The organism is Allobosea sp. CS1GBMeth4 (assembly GCF_900185715.1).
In the GTDB taxonomy this organism is placed as follows: Bacteria; Pseudomonadota; Alphaproteobacteria; order Rhizobiales; family Beijerinckiaceae; genus Allobosea.
This window is the reverse complement of sequence record NZ_FYAS01000018.1, coordinates 17,911-35,420: the sequence shown is the minus strand read 5'-3', so window position 1 is coordinate 35,420 and position 17,510 is coordinate 17,911. Positions and strand designations below refer to the sequence as shown.

At 69.5% G+C, this 17,510-nt stretch carries 13 protein-coding genes; 3 read left to right on the top strand and 10 right to left on the bottom strand.

Translation table 11 applies throughout. The features are described 5' to 3' along the window. Positions 1-43 precede the first annotated feature (43 nt). Both CS1GBM4_RS10860 and CS1GBM4_RS10855 read left to right on the top strand, forming a co-directional pair. Entirely contained in the window at positions 44-2,065 is a 2,022-nt protein-coding gene (locus CS1GBM4_RS10860) for a cation-translocating P-type ATPase (protein WP_210201570.1), read from the top strand. Beyond that, positions 2,062-2,757 (top strand): VIT family protein, encoded by a 696-nt coding sequence (locus CS1GBM4_RS10855; RefSeq protein WP_186418737.1) that lies wholly within the window; start codon positions 2,062-2,064, stop codon positions 2,755-2,757. The genes CS1GBM4_RS10860 and CS1GBM4_RS10855 overlap by 4 nt, the downstream gene beginning before the upstream one ends. Positions 2,758-2,819: 62 nt before the next feature. Here the strand turns inward: CS1GBM4_RS10855 and CS1GBM4_RS10850 are convergent, their stop codons facing one another. Together CS1GBM4_RS10850 and CS1GBM4_RS10845 are read right to left on the bottom strand one after the other, a co-directional pair. Next, a complete protein-coding gene (locus tag CS1GBM4_RS10850) occupies positions 2,820-5,468 on the bottom strand; it encodes an EAL domain-containing protein (RefSeq protein ID WP_244607173.1) in 2,649 nt (882 codons plus the stop codon). Positions 5,469-5,664: 196 nt separating this feature from the next. Next, positions 5,665-6,891 carry a FecR domain-containing protein gene (locus CS1GBM4_RS10845; RefSeq protein ID WP_186418736.1) on the bottom strand — a complete coding sequence of 409 codons (1,227 nt, stop codon included), beginning with the start codon at positions 6,889-6,891 and terminating at the stop codon, positions 5,665-5,667. A 190-nt stretch (positions 6,892-7,081) separates the two neighbouring features. Here CS1GBM4_RS10845 and CS1GBM4_RS10840 point away from each other — a divergent pair, with 190 nt between their 5' ends. Beyond that, a complete protein-coding gene (locus CS1GBM4_RS10840) occupies positions 7,082-8,836 on the top strand; it encodes a ShlB/FhaC/HecB family hemolysin secretion/activation protein (protein ID WP_186418735.1) in 1,755 nt (584 codons plus the stop codon). Between the two features lie 12 nt (positions 8,837-8,848). Here the strand turns inward: CS1GBM4_RS10840 and CS1GBM4_RS10835 are convergent, their stop codons facing one another. The 8 genes from CS1GBM4_RS10835 to CS1GBM4_RS10800 form a co-directional block, all read right to left on the bottom strand. Beyond that, positions 8,849-9,502: a TetR/AcrR family transcriptional regulator gene (locus CS1GBM4_RS10835; protein ID WP_186418734.1), complete on the bottom strand. Its 654-nt coding sequence runs from the start codon at positions 9,500-9,502 to the stop codon at positions 8,849-8,851. Between the two features lie 7 nt (positions 9,503-9,509). Beyond that, positions 9,510-10,691 (bottom strand): beta-ketothiolase BktB, encoded by a 1,182-nt coding sequence (gene bktB, locus CS1GBM4_RS10830; RefSeq protein ID WP_186418733.1) that lies wholly within the window; start codon positions 10,689-10,691, stop codon positions 9,510-9,512. A gap of 12 nt (positions 10,692-10,703) precedes the next feature. Then, a complete protein-coding gene (locus CS1GBM4_RS10825) occupies positions 10,704-12,527 on the bottom strand; it encodes an AMP-binding protein (RefSeq protein ID WP_186418732.1) in 1,824 nt (607 codons plus the stop codon). 11 nt (positions 12,528-12,538) lie between these two features. Continuing rightward, on the bottom strand, positions 12,539-13,345 hold the full coding sequence (locus CS1GBM4_RS10820; RefSeq protein ID WP_186418731.1) for an ABC transporter ATP-binding protein: 807 nt from the start codon (positions 13,343-13,345) through the stop codon (positions 12,539-12,541). Positions 13,346-13,532: 187 nt separating this feature from the next. Then, positions 13,533-14,717, bottom strand: coding sequence for an ABC transporter substrate-binding protein (locus tag CS1GBM4_RS10815; protein ID WP_210201569.1), 1,185 nt, complete (start codon positions 14,715-14,717; stop codon positions 13,533-13,535). Positions 14,718-14,770: 53 nt separating this feature from the next. Continuing rightward, on the bottom strand, positions 14,771-15,811 hold the full coding sequence (locus tag CS1GBM4_RS10810) for a branched-chain amino acid ABC transporter permease (protein WP_186418730.1): 1,041 nt from the start codon (positions 15,809-15,811) through the stop codon (positions 14,771-14,773). Positions 15,812-15,815: 4 nt separating this feature from the next. Beyond that, positions 15,816-16,694, bottom strand: coding sequence for a branched-chain amino acid ABC transporter permease (locus CS1GBM4_RS10805; RefSeq protein ID WP_186418729.1), 879 nt, complete (start codon positions 16,692-16,694; stop codon positions 15,816-15,818). Beyond that, positions 16,694-17,509 (bottom strand): ABC transporter ATP-binding protein, encoded by an 816-nt coding sequence (locus CS1GBM4_RS10800; RefSeq protein WP_186418728.1) that lies wholly within the window; start codon positions 17,507-17,509, stop codon positions 16,694-16,696. The genes CS1GBM4_RS10805 and CS1GBM4_RS10800 overlap by 1 nt, the downstream gene beginning before the upstream one ends. Between the last annotated feature and the right edge of the window lies 1 nt (position 17,510).

Genomic DNA, 17,510 nt, shown 5'->3' with positions numbered 1-17,510 from the left:
TGACATTCATCCAACCGCCTCCGCTCGACCGGACTGTTCCGTCATGACGACCGCTACCGAGACCGCGCCGCTCTGCCCCGCCAGCGCGCAGCCCTGCACCTGCTTCCGCCCGTTCGATCGCACCTGCCCGGCGCGTCCGGGGGACCGTGCCGGGCAGGCGCCGGGTTGGCTCAGCGGGCACCTGCCGCGGGCGCTGACGCTTTACGGCCATGAGATCGAGACCGTCGAAGTCCTGCGCATCGCCGCGGTCGCCGTCTCCGCGGCAATGGTCTGGTTCCAGCTCGTCCGCCCGGCCGCCGGCTGGGATCTGGTCGGCATGGCGGGCCTGCTGTTCGGCGCCTGGCCGATCTTCCGCGAGGCGATCGAGAACATCCGGGAACGGCGGATGACCATGGAGCTGTCCATGGCGATCGCCATTCTCGCCGCAGCCGCGATCTCGGAATTCTTCACCGCGCTCGTCGTCACCTTCTTCGTGCTCGTGGCCGAGGAGCTGGAGCATTTGACAGTCGATCGCGGCCGGGCCGCGATCACCGATCTGATCGACGTGATGCCGCATCGCGCGACGGTTCGGCGCGACGGGGTGATCGCCGTCGTCCCGATCGAGACGATCGTGATCGGCGACAGGGTCCTCGTCGCGCCGGGCGAGAACATTCCCGTCGACGGCGTCGTCAGAGCCGGGGAATCCTATGTCGACCAGGCGCGGATCACCGGCGAGTCGATGCCGCTCAAGCGTCGCGAGGGCGACGTCGTCTTCGCCGGGTCGATCAACCAGTCCGGCGCGCTCGACATCCAGGTCGATCGGATCGGACGCGACACCAGCTTCGGACGCATCATCGACGCGATCGAGAACGCGGAACAGTCCCGCGCGCCGGTTCAGCGCCTCGCCGATCAGCTCGCTGGGTATCTCGTCTATTTTTCCTTCGCCGCGGCGATCGTGACATACCTGCTCACCGGCGACATCCGCGACACGATCTCGGTGATCATCGTCGCCGGCGCCTGCGGCGTCGCGGCCGGCACGCCCCTGGCCGTGCTGGGCGGCATCGGACGCGCGGCGCGCAGCGGCGCCATCGTCAAGGGTGGAAAGCACCTCGAGAGCCTCGGCCGGATCGACATGATCGTGCTCGACAAGACGGGGACGCTGACCTTCGGCGAGCCCCGGGTGACGGCGATCCATCCGGCCGGCGGCCGCGCGGAGGCGGAGCTGCTGCGGCTTGCGGCCGCGGCCGAACTGCGCTCGGAGCATCCGCTCGCCAAGGCAGTCGTCGCGGAAGCGCGCGCCCGCGGGATCGCGGTACCGGAGCCCGACAGCTTCGACTACAGCCTCGGGCGCGGCGTCGCGGCCCGGCTCGGCGACGACCGGATCCTGATCGGCAGCGTGAAACTCCTGCAGGCCGACGGCATCGACGTCCCTGCCGACCGCGCCGGCGATGCCGTCTCGTCGGAGATCTGCGTCGCGGTCAACGGGCTCTATGCCGGCTCCTTCGCCGTCGCCGACGAGGTGCGCCCGGAGGCCGCCGCCGCCATTCGCGCCCTGCACGCGATGAAGGTCCGGACGTTCCTGCTCACCGGAGACAACGCCGAGGTCGCCACGCGCGTCGGCGCCGCGCTGGGGATCGACGCGGTCGAGGCCGGCATGCTGCCCGAGCAGAAGCTGGAACGGGTGCGGGCACTGGTCGCCTCCGGCGCCAGGGTCGCGATGCTCGGCGACGGCATCAACGACGCCCCGGCCCTGACCGCCGCGAATGTCGGCATCGCGATGGGGTCTGGCACCGACGTCGCCAAGGAGAGCGCGGACATCGTGCTGCTCGCCAACGACCTCGAGCGCTTCGTCGAGACGGTCCGGATCGCCCGGCGGACCCGCCTGGTGATCTGGCAGAACTTTTCCGGCACGATCACGGTCGACGCCCTCGGCATCGCGCTGGCCGCCTTCGGCTATCTGAACCCGCTCCTCGCCGCCTTCATCCATGTGTCGTCGGAGCTGATCTTCATCTCGAACTCGGCGCGGCTCCTGCCGGCCGCCGACCGCGTACGTCTGCCCGGACGCGACAGGGAGGAGCGGGCATGAGCCGCCTTCACCGGGAGAGCCATCTCGTCGCCAGGATCGGCTGGCTGCGGGCCGCCGTTCTGGGCGCGAATGACGGGATCATCTCCACGGCGAGCCTGATGGTCGGCGTGGCCTCTGCCGCCAGCTCGACGGGCGAGGTGATGGTCGCGGGCCTGGCGGGGCTGGTGGCCGGAGCCATGTCGATGGCAGCCGGAGAATACGTCTCGGTGAGCTCGCAGTCAGACACCGAGAATGCCGATCTCGCGCGCGAGCGGACGGAGCTGGCGACCCAGCCGGAATTCGAGCTCGCGGAATTGACGCAGCTCTATGTCGAGCGGGGCGTCGCCCCGGCGCTGGCGCGTCAGGTCGCCGGGCAGCTCATGGCGAAGGATGCGCTGGGCACGCATGCCCGCGAAGAGCTCGGCATCACCGATGCCACGACGGCGCGGCCGATCCAGGCCGCCCTGACCTCGGCCGCCACCTTCGCCGCCGGCGCCGCCCTGCCGATCGTCACCGCGACACTCGCCCCCGCCGACCATCTGCTCGCCACGGTGTCGGCCACGTCCCTCATCTTCCTGGCCGCGCTCGGAGCCCTCGGAGCGCGGGCCGGCGGCGCCGCGATGCTGCGCCCGACGGTCCGCGTCGCCTTCTGGGGAGCCTTCGCGATGGGCCTGACGGCCGCGGTCGGCGCCCTCGTCGGCAGAGCCGTCTGAGCCTGCGCAGGGGGCAGGCGCAGACCGGCACCGAGGCTCGCCGGGGCCGCATCGGACGCGCCCTACGCGACGTGCCGTTCTCGCAGAAAGCGCGCCTCGAAATCTGCGGCCGGCATCGGACGGCCGAAGCGATACCCCTGCCCTTCGTCGCAGCCCATGCCGGCGAGACGCGCGGCGGTTTCCGCGTCCTCGATGCCTTCGGCGATGATCGAGAGGCCGAGCGAGTGGCCGAGATCGATGGTCGCCCGAACGATCGCCGCATCGCCATCGTCCTTCAGCAGATGGCGCACGAAGGTCTGGTCGACCTTCAGCGTGTCGAGCCGGAAGGCCTTGAGATAGCTCAGGCTGCCATAGCCGGTGCCGAAATCGTCGAAGGCGATCCTGACGCCGAGTGCGCGGATCTCCCGGAAGATCGCCTGCGCCCGCTCGGCATCGTCGAGAAGGATGTCCTCGGTGACTTCCAGCTCCAGCAGGCCCGGGTCCAGGCCGGTGTCGTCGAGCAGCGCCGCGACCGTCGCCGGCAATTCGCTGCCCTGCAGTTGCGACGGCGAGAGATTGACGCCGATCCGGATCGGCGTGCCGGCCTTCTGCCAGTGCCGGGATTGCCGGCAGGCCGTCGCGAGCACCCAGTTGGCCAGGGCCTCCGAAAGCGGGGACTGGTTGGCGACCGGAACGAACTCCCCGGGCGGTATCAGGCCGCGCACCGGATGGCGCCAGCGGATCAAGGCTTCCGCTCCGATGATCGCCTGGTCGGCGAGGCGAATCTGCGGCTGGTAGAACAGCTCGAACTGATCGCGTTCGAGCGCGCCGCGAATCTCCGCCTCGAGCGCGAGACGCGAGGCGATCTTCTCGCGCAGGGCAGCTGCGAAGGCGACGGGCCGGGTCTCGCGCCCGGCCTTGGCCGCCTCGAGCGCCAGATGGGCGTTGCCGATCAGCTGATCGGCGCTCCAGCCTGCCTCCGCGACCGCATGGCCGACGCGCACCGTGATGCGCTGGCGCCGGTCCCCGAAAGCCAGGGCTCCGTGCTGGAGCGCGGCCGCTACCTCCGCCGCCAGCGCGGCGACTCGGTCGGCATGGCATGACAGGGCAAACTCGTCGTCGGCGAGCCGCGCGATTTCGTTCGCGGGCGAAGCGAACCGGCGCAAGCGCTCGGCGAAGGCGCAGAGCAGGCGATCCCCGAACGCGCGGCCGTGAATGTCGGCGAACTGATGGAAGCGGTCGATCCCGATTAGGATGAGCGCAGGCGTCCCGGCGTCCGCCAAGCGGCGCGACAGCCGCGCGGCGAGCGCATGGTGGTTGAGCAGCCCGGTCAGCTCGTCATGTTCGGCGAGATAGAGGATCCGTTCGCGCTCGCGCTGCTTGACGGTGATGTCGCGCAGGACGAGGCCGAACTGCAGCCCGTCGGCGCCCTGCCAGCTCGAGATGCTCGCCTCCAGCGCGAAGCGCTCGCCGTCTCGCCGACGTCCGGTCAGTTCGACCACCTGATCGTCGGTGCCTCCCGGGTTGCCGCTGCGGGCGAGTGCCGCCGGATCCGGCCGGGCCGGATCGGCGAGGCAGTCGGCGAAGGGCATGCCCAGCGCCTCCTGCTCCCGATAGCCGAAGATCCGGGCGGCGCCCGGATTCCAGAACAGGATGCGCCCCTGCTGGTCGAGACAGGCGAGCCCGTCGCCCAGAGACATCGCGATCCGCTGGAAGCGCCGCTCGGCAATACCGCGCAGAAAGCCGCGCAGATTGATCTCGTCCAGGGCGATCGCGATCACATAGGCCCCGAGCAGGAGCTGCCACCAACTCGTGTCGACGATGACCGGCCATCTCGCCTGGACCAGCAGCGCGCCGAGCTCCAGCATGGCCGCCGCCCACAGCACGACGGCGAGACGAACCGAGGCGCGGGTCCTGCGCCAGAGCGCGACCATGCCGGCGACGATCAGCAACGCTCCGGCGAGCGACAGCGGCACGCCGGTACCCTGCAGATCGCGCCCCTGAATCAGCGATTCGGCAGCCAGAAGCTGTAGCATCGACCCAGGGATCACGCGGCCATTGGGGACGTTGAAGCGGTCCCCCAGCTCGACGGCCGTTCCCGCGACGATGACCTTGCGGCCCTTCAGCTTCGCCAGGGCCTGCGGCTCGCCGTCGAGCACCGCCGAATAGGAGACTGCGGGGACGGTCCTGGTATCGATGCTGAAATCGATGCGGAACGCCGGCGCGCGCTCGTCGTGACGGCCGGCCAGCAGCGCGCCGAACGACGGCAGGAACTCGCCGCCGATGCGCTCGCCGAGGCCGTAGCGGCGGACCAGCCCGTCCTTCTCCGGCAGGACATTGACGACGGCCGACCAGCTGTTCCGAGCGAACTCCGGCAAGGGCCGGTTGGCATGCAGCGACCAGCCGCGCACCGCATCGCCGGCCCTCTGCTGGAAGGTCGCGAGCACGACGGAGCCGCCCGCCTTGGCCAGCGCCTCGGCGAAGGCTGCGTCATCGGCCGGAGTGGAACGCGCGCTGAAATCGACGTCGAAGAGGATATCGCCGGCGCCGGCCTCATCGAGCCGGGAAAGCAGCCGGGCGTGGTGACGGCGCGGCCACGGCCACACGCCGATGCGCACGAGGGACGGCGCATCCATCTCGACCAGCACGATGGTGCCGGTCGCCGAACGTGCCGGCCAGAGGAAGCGTTTGTCGCCGATGAGAGCCGCGAGCGACCCTGGAAGGCCGACCAGCCAGGCGAGCGCCAGCAGACCGATTGCGATGGAATGTGGTCGATACAGCGTCGCGCCCCGCCTGCCAGCTCATCGATGCAACAGGGCGAACATGGCGGACAATGCTGAGGATTTCGTCAATCGCGCCTCACGCCGCATCTGGACGGTCCCCTCCAGATGCAGCGTGATCGATGCCAGTATCCCAGTGTCCTGCTTCCTACCGGCGGCCGTTGCCCTGGCCCCCGCCGGCATTGCCGTTGCCGTTACCGCCGCCATTGCCGGGATTGCCGTTGCCGCCGCCGTTGAGGTTCCCGCCGCCATTGGCGTTCCCGCCCCCGTTGCCTCCGGCGTTGCCGTTGCCATTGCCGCCGCCGGCGCTTCCACGGCCATTGCCGCCGGCATTGCCGACGAGCCTGATGGCGCCGCCGTTCCGGTCGTTGCCCGAGGCATCCGCCCGATTGACGTGGCCATTCGCCTGGCCGTTGGCGTTCGCCTGCGCCCTCGCGGTATCGGAGGAGCCCGTCTCCGGATTCCCCGTCCGCCGGGCATTGGCCGTGGCGCTGCCGGGCGGCGAGAGCTCGCCGGTCGACCAGACCGTGGCCTGGCTGCGTCCGGAGGCAGCCATCCTGCCGGCCCCGCCATCGCGCGCCAGGCCCTTCGTCGCGGCATGGACGTTGAGATTGACCTCGCCGAGCGTGGCGCCGAGGCGAACCGTGCCGCCGCCGGCGGAGACGGCGCGGCTCCCGCCCTCGTCGCGCCCGATCCGGCGCTGGCCGGCAGCAGACGCCTCGGAGAAGCCGCCGCGCGGGACGGCGACCGGCCGGACCGAGGAGGCGCGCGGCGTGCCCTGCCGGATCGCGTCGAAGCGTCCGGCACCCGAGAGCTTCAGGCCGGTGGCGCCGGCGACGCTGGCGGCCTGGCCCGGCTGGACGAGGGCGTATTGGCCCGAGCGGAAATCGGCGACCTCGACCTGGCCGCGCTGGACGTCGACCCTGGCGCCGCCCGGCGTCACCGTGACGCGGAACTGCGTGCCCTTGACCACGGCCGCGAGGAAGGGGGTCTCGACCTCGAAATGCTGGACGTTGCGCTTCTCGACGTCGAGCAGGATCGAGCCGGCCTGCTGAAGGATGGTCGTCGAGCGCCCTGCTCCGCTCGCCGTCGGCAAGACGACCTGCGAGTTGGGCGAGACCAGCATGCTCTCGGCCCCGCGCACCAGTAGGACGCGGCCGGTACGGCCGGTGCGGATCGTGTCGCCGGGCCTGAGCGCGGCGGAGTTGCCGAGCGATGCCTGCTGCACGGCCGCGCCGGCGATCCAGGCCTCGCCCGAAACCTTGCCGACACGCCAGACATTGTCCTGCTCCTGGGCAGCGGCCTGCATCGGGCTGAGAAACGACGCGCAGGCCAACAGGGCCGCGGCCAGAAGAAGGCGGGTCGCTTGCAGCATAGAGGCAGTCTCCGTCCTGGAGCTCGCGTGGAATCCGGCTTTGCGCGACTCCTAGCAGACGGTTCTGAATGGCGGCTTAGCGCAGCACTCTGAAACACAAGCAGTAATTAAGCAGCCATTAACCATGTCCGTTTACCGCTTCAGGCAGAAAAGGCTGAGGTCAGGCCCGTCGAACAGAAGCGTGTTTTCCATGATCAGGTGCCGCCCGGGCCGGTCGCGTATCGATGCCGTGAAGGCCGCGGCGGTGCTCATTGCTCTCTCGCCGGCCGCGCTCGGGCCGGCGCTCGCCCAGAGCGGGCGACGCGGCCTGCCTCCGATCCAGCCGGCCGAGCAGAGCTTTGCGCAGCGGCGTGCCGAGCGCCTGCAGGATGAGCTGCAGGGGGCACCGGTTCCCAGCGGACCGGCCGCATCCAGCCAGGCTGCCGACGACAAGGCCCTGTTCACGCTGTCCGCCGTGCGCCTCGAGGGCGAGACCCCGCTCGATCCGGGCGCCATCGCCTCGGCCTATCGCGACAGGCTGGGCCAGCCGGTCACGCAGGCTGGACTCGTCGCCATCGCAGGCGAGATCAGCAATCTGCACCGCGCCGCGGGGTTCCATCTGACGCGCGCCGTGGTTCCGCCCCAGGACGTCAAGGGCGGCGTGGTCAGGATCCGGATCATTCCGGGCCGGATCGCCGAACTCGTGGTGAAGGGCGACGAGAATGGCCGTTTCGGGGTGCGCCGCCTGCTCGCTCCGGTCGCCGAGGAGGCGCCGGCCCGGTTCCCGACGCTCGAACGCCGGCTCATGCTCGTCAACGATCTCCCCGGTGTCCGCGTCAAGGACACGACGCTGGAAGAGATCGGCACCGGCAGCGGCCGCTTTCGGCTGACGGTGATCCTCGAGAGCTGGAGCCTGTTCGTCTCGGCGGGCTTCGACAATGGCGGCTCGGTCGCGGCGGGCCCCTGGCAGGCCTATTTCGGCACCGCGCTCAATTCGCTGCTCGTCCCCGGCGACACGCTCGCCCTGAACCTGTCCTCGGTACCCGGCTCGACGCGCGAGTTGCGCTATGGCCGGATTTCCTATGAGGCGCCGGTCGGCTTCGACTGGCTGCGGCTCGGCGTCGCGGCATCGCGCAGCATCGTCTGGCCGGGCGATCCGCGTCGCTTCGAGCGTGTCAGATCCGACGCCGAGAACCTCGAAGCGCGGGCGACCGTGGTGCCCTTGCACACGCAGCGGCAATCGCTCTGGCTGACCGCGGCCTTCGGCATCAGCGACATCGTCGAGGACAGCGCCTTCGGCGTCAATTATCGCGACCGTCTGCGGATCGCGAGCCTGACTGCGGATTACCGCCTGCGCGACGACTGGCAGGGCACGACCTATGCCACCCTCGGCCTGCGCAAGGGCCTGGGTATCGACGGAGCGTCGCGGCGTTACGACCCGCTGCTGTCGCGCTTCGACGGCTCCGGCGACTTCTATGTCGTGCACGGCGCGTTCACCCGCCATCAGGGGCTCGGCGGAGACTGGTCGATGAAGCTCGCCGCCGCCGGTCAGGTCAGCTCGGAGGCCCTGCTGATCTCGCAGCAATTCTATCTCGGCGGCGCCGCCTTCGGCCGGGCCTTCCAGAGCGGCTGGCTCGCCGGCGACAACGGCGTCGCCGGTTCGGCCGAGCTGCGCTACGACCACAAGCTCGACTTCCCGGCTCTCAAGAACATCCAGATCTTCGGCTTCGTCGAGGGCGGCGCGGTGCGCAGCTACGGGCAGCCGAAGGACATCGTCCAGTCGCTCTCGGCCGCCGGCGGCGGCGTGCGCGTCCAGCTCGGCGAGTCGGTCGAGGCGGGCATAACGGTGGCCGCGCCCCTGAGCTACAACACGCCGAGCAAGGGAGGCCGCGGCGCCACCGTGCTGTTCTCGCTGTCGACGGCCCTGCGGGCGTGCCCCGAGCAGGGCGCCTGGCGCTGCGGTTAGAGCCCGATCCGATCAGATCGGTTCGATCCGATGGGATCGGGCGCCGGAATCCGCCGCCCCGATTCCGTCGACGAAGAGCCCGATCGTCTCGCGCGCGATATGGTCGACGGAGAGCGGCCCCGCCGGGTCGTGCCAGCGGGCGATCCAGCTCAACGCGCCTGCCGCCGCGAAGGCGAGCAGCCTGGGATCACAGGGCCGGATCGAGCCGTCGGCGATGCCGGCCTCGATCAGCCCGCGAAAGCGCTTGTCGATCTTGCCCTTGAGAGCGCGCAGCTCCTTGCGCGTCTCCGCCGGCAGCGGGTCTTCGCCGACGAGAATGAGGCAGCGGCCGAAATCCTCGGTGACGATATGGGCGTATTCGGTCCAGAGCACGATCAACCGGTCGAGCCCGCTGCCGCCGCTGCGCCTGGCCTCGGCCGAGGCGGCGGCGGCATCCAGGCGCTCGAGCCCGATGCGCACGCATTCGAACAGGATCTCGTCCTTGCTGCGGACATAGTGATAGATCGTCGGCTTGGTGACGTTCAGCCGCTCGGCGACATCGTCGAGCGAGGTGCGGTGGAAACCCTGCTCGCTGAAGGCTCCCGCGGCGGCGCGCAGCACGGCCTCGCGCTTGAGGGCGCGCTCGCGTTCGCGCTGCGCCGGCGTCTTCCAGAGGGCTGTCGCCATGGCCGGTTCAGGCCCGCTCGATCGCGAGCGCGATGCCCTGGCCGCCGCCGATGCACATCGTCACCAGCCCGTAGCGCCCCCCCATCCGCTTCAGCTCATAGGCCGTTTTCAGGGTGAGGATCGCGCCGGTCGCCCCGACCGGGTGGCCGAGCGCGATCGCGCCGCCATTGGGATTGACCCTGGCCGGGTCGAGGCCAAGCTCGTTGGTGACCGCGCAGGCCTGGGCGGCGAAGGCCTCGTTCGACTCGATCACGTCGAAATCGCCGAGTGCCAGCCCCGTGCGCTTCAGCAGCGCCCGCACCGCCGGCACCGGGCCGATGCCCATCACGCCGGGCTCGACGCCGGCATGGGCATAGCCGACGAGGCGTGCCAGCACGGGGCTGCCCACGCGGCCGGCGCGGCCCTCCTCCATCAGCACCATGGCGGCGGCGCCGTCATTGATACCGGAGGCGTTGCCGGGCGTGACCGTGCCGTCCTTCCTGAAGGTCGGGCGCAGGCCCTTCAGCGACTCCGCCGTCGTTCCGGGCTTGGGATGCTCGTCGGTGTCGAAGCTGATCGTATCGCGGCCCTTGCGCACCTCGACCGGCAGGATTTGCTCGCGGAAGCGGCCGGCGGCGATCGCCTCCGCGGCGCGACGCTGGCTCTCCGCGGCGAAGGCATCCTGCGCCTCCCGGTCGATGCCGTAGCGCTCGGCGACGTTCTCGGCGGTGATGCCCATGATGCCGTTGCCGAACGGATCGGTCAGAATGCCGGTCAGATGGTCGGAGGCGACCGTGTCGCCCATGCGCTGGCCGAAACGGGCCGTCGCCAGCAGGTGCGGCGCGCGGCTCATCGTCTCGGCGCCGCCGGCGACGGCGGTATCGCAATCGCCGAGCATGATCGCCTGGGCCGCCGAGACGATCGCCTGCACGCCCGAGCCGCAGAGCCGGTTCAGCGTCATGGCCGGCACCTCGACCGGGATGCCCGCATCGATCGCCGCGACGCGCGCGAGATAGGCGTCCTTCGACTCGGTCAGGATGACGTTGCCGAAGACGACATGGCCGACCTCGGCCGCCGGCAGGCCGGCGCGGCGCAGCGCCTCGCCGGTGCAGAGCGCGCCGAGCGCGGTCGGCGCATGGCCGGAGAGCGCCCCGCCGAAGCTTCCGATCGCGGTGCGGGCGCCCGCTGTGATGACGACGTGACGGCTCATGCGACTGCTCCTTCAGGCTGGTTCGGCCTGCCGTTCGGGCTTGTACAGGGCCTCGATCTCGGCGGCGTATTTTTTGGCGATGTTGGCGCGGCGCACCTTCATCGTCGCCGTCACCTCGTCGTCGTCATGATCGAGCTCCTTGACGAGCAGGTGGAAGCGCTTGAGCTGCGCCACCGGCGCGAGCTGAGCGTTCGCCCGCTCGATCTCGACGGCGATGAGCTCGCGTACCCGCGAATGCTCGGCGAGACTGCGGAAATGGGTGAAGGCGATGCGGTTCTCCTCGGCCCATTTGCCGACGGTCTCGGCGTCGATCTGGATCAGGGCCGAGGGGTAGCGGCGGCCGTCGGCGACGACAATGCACTCCTTGATGAAGGCGCTGCCCTTCACCGTGTTCTCGATCTCCGAGGGGCTGAGATTCTTGCCGCCGGCGGTGATCATGATGTCCTTCAGCCGATCGACGATCCTGACCTGTCCGGCCTCGATCACGGCGACGTCGCCGGTATGGAGCCAGCCTTCGCGCAGCACGGCCTGCGTCGCCTCGGGATTGCGGAAATAGCCCTCGAAGACGATGTCGCCGCGCACCAGCAATTCGCCCTGATCACCGAGTCCGACCTCGGCGCCAGCCACCGCCTCGCCGACCGAGCCGGGCAGCAAATGGTCGAGGCGCTGGCCGGTCGCCATGCCGGAGGTCTCGGTCAGCCCGTAGACCTCGACCAGCGGCACGCCGAGCGTGCGGAAGAACTGCACGATGCGCGGCGGGATCGGCGCCGCGCCGGTGAGCGCGAGCTTCGCCCTGCGCAGGCCGATGAAGTTCTGCAGCGCCCGGAAGATGACGAGGTGGAAGAACAGCGCGAGCGCCTTCTCGCGCAGGCTGCGGGCCGCCTTCGGCTTGGTCGCGAAGGGCTCGCAGGCGGCAAGGCCGGCCTCGAACAGGCGCCTTCGCCAGCCGCCGGCCTCCATCAGCTTGATGTGGATCGCCGCGTGCAGCTTCTCCCAGATCCGCGGCACGCCGAGGAAGAGCGTCGGCGCGACCTCGCGCAGATCCTCCTGGACGGTACGGATCGACTCGCCGAAGGAGACGCAGGAGCCGGCATAGATCGGCGCCATCGTGCTCAGCATCTGCTCGGCGACATGGCAGAGCGGCAGATAGGACAGGTTGGTGGTGGCCTCGTCATAGCCGAGCCGCTCGATGACTCCCGCCGCCTGGGCGCGCATGTTGCGGTAGCTCAGCATCGCGCCCTTGGGCTTGCCGGTCGAGCCGGAGGTGTAGACCATCAGGCCGATATCGGCCTGCGTCTGCGCCGAGAGGCAGGCCTCGACCAAGCCGGGATGCTTTGCCTCGTGTTCGGCGCCGAGTCGCAGCACCTCGGCGAAGGCGACGACCAGCTCCGAGGTGTAGCCCCGCAGGCCTTTGGGATCGATCACCACGATACGCTTCAGCCGCGGCAGCTCCTCCAGCCGCTCCAGCACCTTATCGGTCTGCTCCTGGTCCTCGCAGACCACGATCTCGACCTCGGCATGCCCGAGCACATAGGCGACCTCGTTGGCGGGGCTGGTCGCGTAGACGCCGATCGCGACGGCGTTGACCATGCCGGCGCCGAGCTGGGCGACGACCCATTCGGCGCGGTTCTCGGAGAGGATACCGACATGGCCGCCCTCGGCGAGGCCGAGCGCGCGCAGGCCGAGGCCGAAATGGCGGGCGCGCCGATCGTATTCCGCCCAGCTGATCGGCAGCCAGATGCCGAAATCCTTCTGCTGCAGCGCCAGGCGCTGCGACATGGTGCGCGCATTCTCGCGCAGCATCTGCGGCAGGGTGAGGTTCGGGAGCTCGCGCATCGTCGCCATCCTCACGAGAGCCAGCGCTTGCGGCGCTTGTAGTGCTTGATGTCGCGATAGCTGCGCTCGCCCCCGGCGCCGCCGAGGCCGAGATAGAATTCGCGCACGTCCTGGTCGCGCATCAGCTTCTCGACCGGACCGTCGATGACGACCTTGCCCATTTCGAGGATGTAGCCGTAACTCGCCACCGCGAAGGCGACGGCGGCGTTCTGCTCGACCAGCAGCATCGAGACCTTCTGCTCGGCGTTGATGCGGGCGATGATCGCGAAGATCTCCTCGACCAGCTTGGGCGCGAGGCCGAGCGAGGGCTCGTCGAGCAGGATCAGCGCGGGCCGGGCGATCAGGGCCCGCCCGATGGCGAGCATCTGCTGCTCGCCGCCGGAGAGATAGCCGGCGAGCCCCTTGCGGCGCTCGTGCAGCCGCGGGAAATAGCTGTAGACCAGGTCGAAATCGGCGCTGGTTCCAGGTCGCCCGGTGAGCGCGAAGGTCGCGGCGGTGAGGTTCTCCTCGACGGAGAGGTCCTCGAAGATCCGCCGCCCCTCCATCACGTGGAAGAGGCCGCGCCGGACCAGGCCGTGCGGGGTGAGACTGGCGATGTCGTCGCCGCGGAAGCGGATGGCGCCGGCGGTGACGTCGCCATCCTCGAGCGAGAGCAGGTTCGACACAGCCTTCAGCAGCGTCGACTTGCCGGCGCCGTTCGAGCCGAGAAGGGCGACGATCTCGCCCTCCGGCACCTGCAGCGACAGCCCGCGCAGCACCTGCACGGTCCTGTTGTAGACGACCTCGACATTGTTGACGTCGAGCACATGGGAGCTCATCGCGCCTGCCCTTGCCCCGTCATTCCGGAACGCCGCGCGGCGGCGGGCCCGAAAGCCGTGAACACCGGTCTCTTCAGGATCAGGGCAACGCTGCCCGCGCCGGCTGGTTCGCCGGCGCGGCCATGGCTTCCGGGCCCGGGCCTATGGCCCGTCCCGGAATGACCGTGCGGTTCCAGCGCGAGCCTGCTCACAGCTTGATCCAGTCGGAGGCCGGCTGCATCTGCTTGGCCTTGGCGTCGAAGCGATAGATGCGCCCGACCGGCACGGAATTGCCGGGGATCGAGATCGGCACGCCGAACAGGCCGCCGGTGTCGAAATCCTTGATGCTGTTGAGCCCGGCCTTGAGGTTGGCGCCGGTGAGCGCCTTGCCGGCATCGAGCGTGCGCTTCACCGCCTCCGCCATCAGCATGGCCGTCACGAAGCCTTGCAGATAGCCCGTCGACTGGTACTCCGGGCGCATCTGCCGGATCTTCTCCAGCATCGGCGCGGTGCCCTCCTTGTCGTAGTAGTAGCGATACGGCATGACGCCCATGAAGCCCTCGGCGGCGTCGCCCATGCGCTGCACCGTCGAATTGTCCATGGTCCAGAAGGTGCCCATGAACTGGCTCTTCATGCCCATCTGCTTCGCCTGCGCGACGAATTCCGGGATCGGCGCCAGCACATAGCCGTGGAAGATCGTGAAATCCGGATTGGCGCGGCGCAGCTTCAGCACCTCGGTGGAGACATCGACGCTGCCCGGCGGCGTCACGATCTTCTCGACGACGCTGAGCTTCAGCTCCTTGGCGACGGCCTCGCCCGGCACGATCGGATCGCGCCCGAACTCGGTGTCGGAATAGACGAAGGCGACGCGCGCGCCCGGCTTCTCCTTGGCGATGTAGCGCAGCAGGATGCCGAACATCTCGGTGTAGTCGGGCCCGGCCATGAACTGCAGCGGGAACTTCTTGGGGTCGTTGAGCTCGGTCGCGAAGGAGGCGCCGGCCATGATCATGCTGCCGCGCCGCTCGAGCTCGGGATTGATCGTCTTCGAGAAGCCGGTCGAGTCGCCGTAATAGAGCGAGACCTTCTCCTGGCTGGTGATCTTGTTGAAGGCGGCGACCGAGGCGTCGACCTTGTAGGCGGTGTCCTCGGCGACGTATTTGATCTTGCGGCCCTTGATGCCGCCACCGTCGTTCAGGATCTTGAGATAGTCTTGGATGCCGGCATGGATGCCGATGCCGGCGAAGGCGAAGACGCCGGTCAGCGGGATCGAGCCGCCGAGCACGATGTCGCCGCCCTCCTGTGCCGCGAGCGGCCTGACGCCGAGCGCCATGGCGCCAGCGAGCGCCGCCGTGCCGGCCAGGAGCCCGCGCCTGTCGATGAGCTTGTCCGTCATGTCATCCTCCCTAGGGTTGGCTGCTCTTGCCGGCAGCCGTTTCAGCGAAGTGCTCAGGTCCTGAACGGCCAGAGATGGAAGAAGCGCCGCACGCGCCGCCAGATCTCGGCGAGGCCGCGCGGCTCGAACACCAGGAAGCCGACGATCAGCCCGCCGAAGACGATGGTCCGCACCGGCGCCAGCGCCGCGAGCGCGTCGGGATAGATCGGCGTCGCCCAGTTCGCGACGAATTTCAGCAGCTCCGGGACCAGCGTCATGAAGACGGCGCCGAGAATGCCGCCGAGGACCGTGCCCATGCCGCCGACGATAATCGCGGCGAGGTAGAAGATCGAATTGACCAGCGGGAAGCTTTCCGGCGTGACGACGCGGAAGAAATAGGCCCAGAGCCCGCCGGCGAGGCCGGCATAGAAGGACGAGATCGCAAAGCTGGTCAGCTTGTAGCGCAGCAGCGGGATGCCCAGCACCTCGGCCGAGATGTCGCGGTCGCGGATCGCGATGAAGGCGCGCCCGATCCTGGTGCGCAGCAGGTTGGCGGCGCCGAGCACCATCAGGCAGGTCACCGGCATGATCAGCCAGTAGAGCGAGAAGGGCTGATCGAGGGTGAGGCCGAACAGGCGCGCCGGCGGCATCGACAGGCCGCGCGACTCGCCGGTCAGCGACCAGTGCGAGAACAGGAAGTGGAGGATGACCGAGGCGGCGATCGTCGCGATGGCGAGATAGAGCCCCCTCACCTTCAGGCTGGGAATGCCGACGAGGATGCCGATCAGCGCGGCGATGCCCGCGCCGATCAGCAGATTCAGGAGAAACGGCGTGCCGAGCCGGATCTCCAGCACCGCGACCGTATAGGCGCCGACGCTCATGAAGGCGGCCTGGCCGAGGCTGACGAGGCCGGTATAGCCGGTGAGCAGGTTCAGACCCGTCGCGCTCGCGACGTTGATCGCGCACAGGCAGGCCAGGAAGAGCCAATAGGGACTGGCGATGAAGGGAAAGGCGATCGCCCCGAGCGCGAGCAGCACCAGCAAGGCACGCTGCACGGACGTGTCGAACAGCGCCTCGTCGGCGGCATAGCTGGTCTTGAGCGTGCCGATCCGCATGGCCCTACAGCCTCTCGATCTCGTGCGTTCCGAAGAGGCCGTAGGGGCGGACCATCAGCAGCACGAGCAGCAGCGCGAAGGTGACGACGAGCTTGAACTCGCCGCCGAGGAAGGTGCCGGCGAGCGCCTCGACCAGCCCGATCAGCAGGCCGCCGACCAGCGCCCCGGCGATCGAGTCGAGCCCGCCGATGATGACGACGACGAGCACCGACAGGCCGAACACGCCCATGGTCGGCGAGATTCCGCCGATCGCCCCGACCAGCACGCCGGCGCCGGCGGCGGTGGCGCAGGCGAGAATCCAGGCCACCGAGAAGACGCGCGGCACGTCGATGCCGACCGAATAGGCCGCGCCCTGATCGGCCGCCGTCGCCTTCAGCGCGACGCCGCCGCGCGAGAAGCGGAAGAGCGCGAGGAAGAGCCCGATCACCACAGCCGCCGCAACGAAGCCGATCGCGACCTTGGGCGCGAGATAGGCCTCGCCGATGAAGACCGGCGCCGACGGCATGAATTCGGGCAGCCGCAGCGGATCGGCGCCCCAGCCGAGCTGCACGACACCCGCCAGGATCGAGCCGAGGCCGATCGTGACCATGAACACCGAGATCGGGCTCTCGCCCAGCATCGGCCGGATCAGGCTGCGCTCGACCAGCCAGCCGAAGGCGCCGCCGGTCGCGACGGCGAGCGGCAGCGCCAGCCAGGGCGAGAGGCCGAGCCCGGCCGCGAAGCCGAGGAAGGCATAGCCGCCCAGCATCAGGATCTCGCCGATGGCGAGATTGACCACGCGGGTCGCCTTGTAGATCAGCACGAAGGCGACGCCGGTCAGGGCGTAGAGCGCGCCGGCGCCGAGGCCGGCGAGCGTCACCTCGGCGAGGAAGAGGCCGTCCATCACGCCGCCTCCGCCTTGATCCGGCGCGCGATCGCGCCGACATCGCCCGAGCCGAGATAGGCGGCGATCACCGCCTCGTCGCCCTGGACCTCGCGCGGCGCGCCGCTGGCGATGACCTGGCCGAAATTCAGCACGACGACATGGTCTGAGATGTCCATCACCATGCCCATGTCGTGCTCGACCATCAGGATGGTGACGCCCCATTCCTCCTTCACGTCGAGGATGAAGCGGGCCATGTCCTCGGTCTCCTCGCGGTTCATGCCGGCGACCGGCTCGTCCAGCATCAGGATGCGCGGGCGCATCGCCAGCGCGCGCGCCAGTTCGACGCGCTTCTGCAGACCGTAGGAGAGCGTCCCGACCGAGGCGTTGCGGATATGCTGGATCTCAAGGAAGTCGATGATGCGCTCCTCGATCTCGGCCCGCAGCGCCAGCTCCTCCGTCCGGGCCCGGCCCCAATAGAGCAGCGCGTCGAGCACGCCGGTGCGCATATGGGCGTGGCGCCCGAGCTTGATGTTGTCGAGCACGGTCATGCCGCGGAACAGTGCGATGTTCTGGAAGGTCCGGGCGAGGCCGCGCGCGGCGCGTTGCGGGGCCCGCACGCCGTCGAGGTTCTCGCCGGCGAAGGCGATGCTGCCGCGCTGGGGCCGGTAGAAGCCGGAGATCGTGTTGAACAGCGAGGTCTTGCCGGCGCCGTTCGGGCCGATCACCGCGGTGATCGCGCCTTCCGGCACCGCGAATGAGACGTCGCTGAGCGCACGCACGCCGCCGAAGGCGAGCGATACGCCCGAGACCTCCAGAATGGGGGCGGCCGCCATC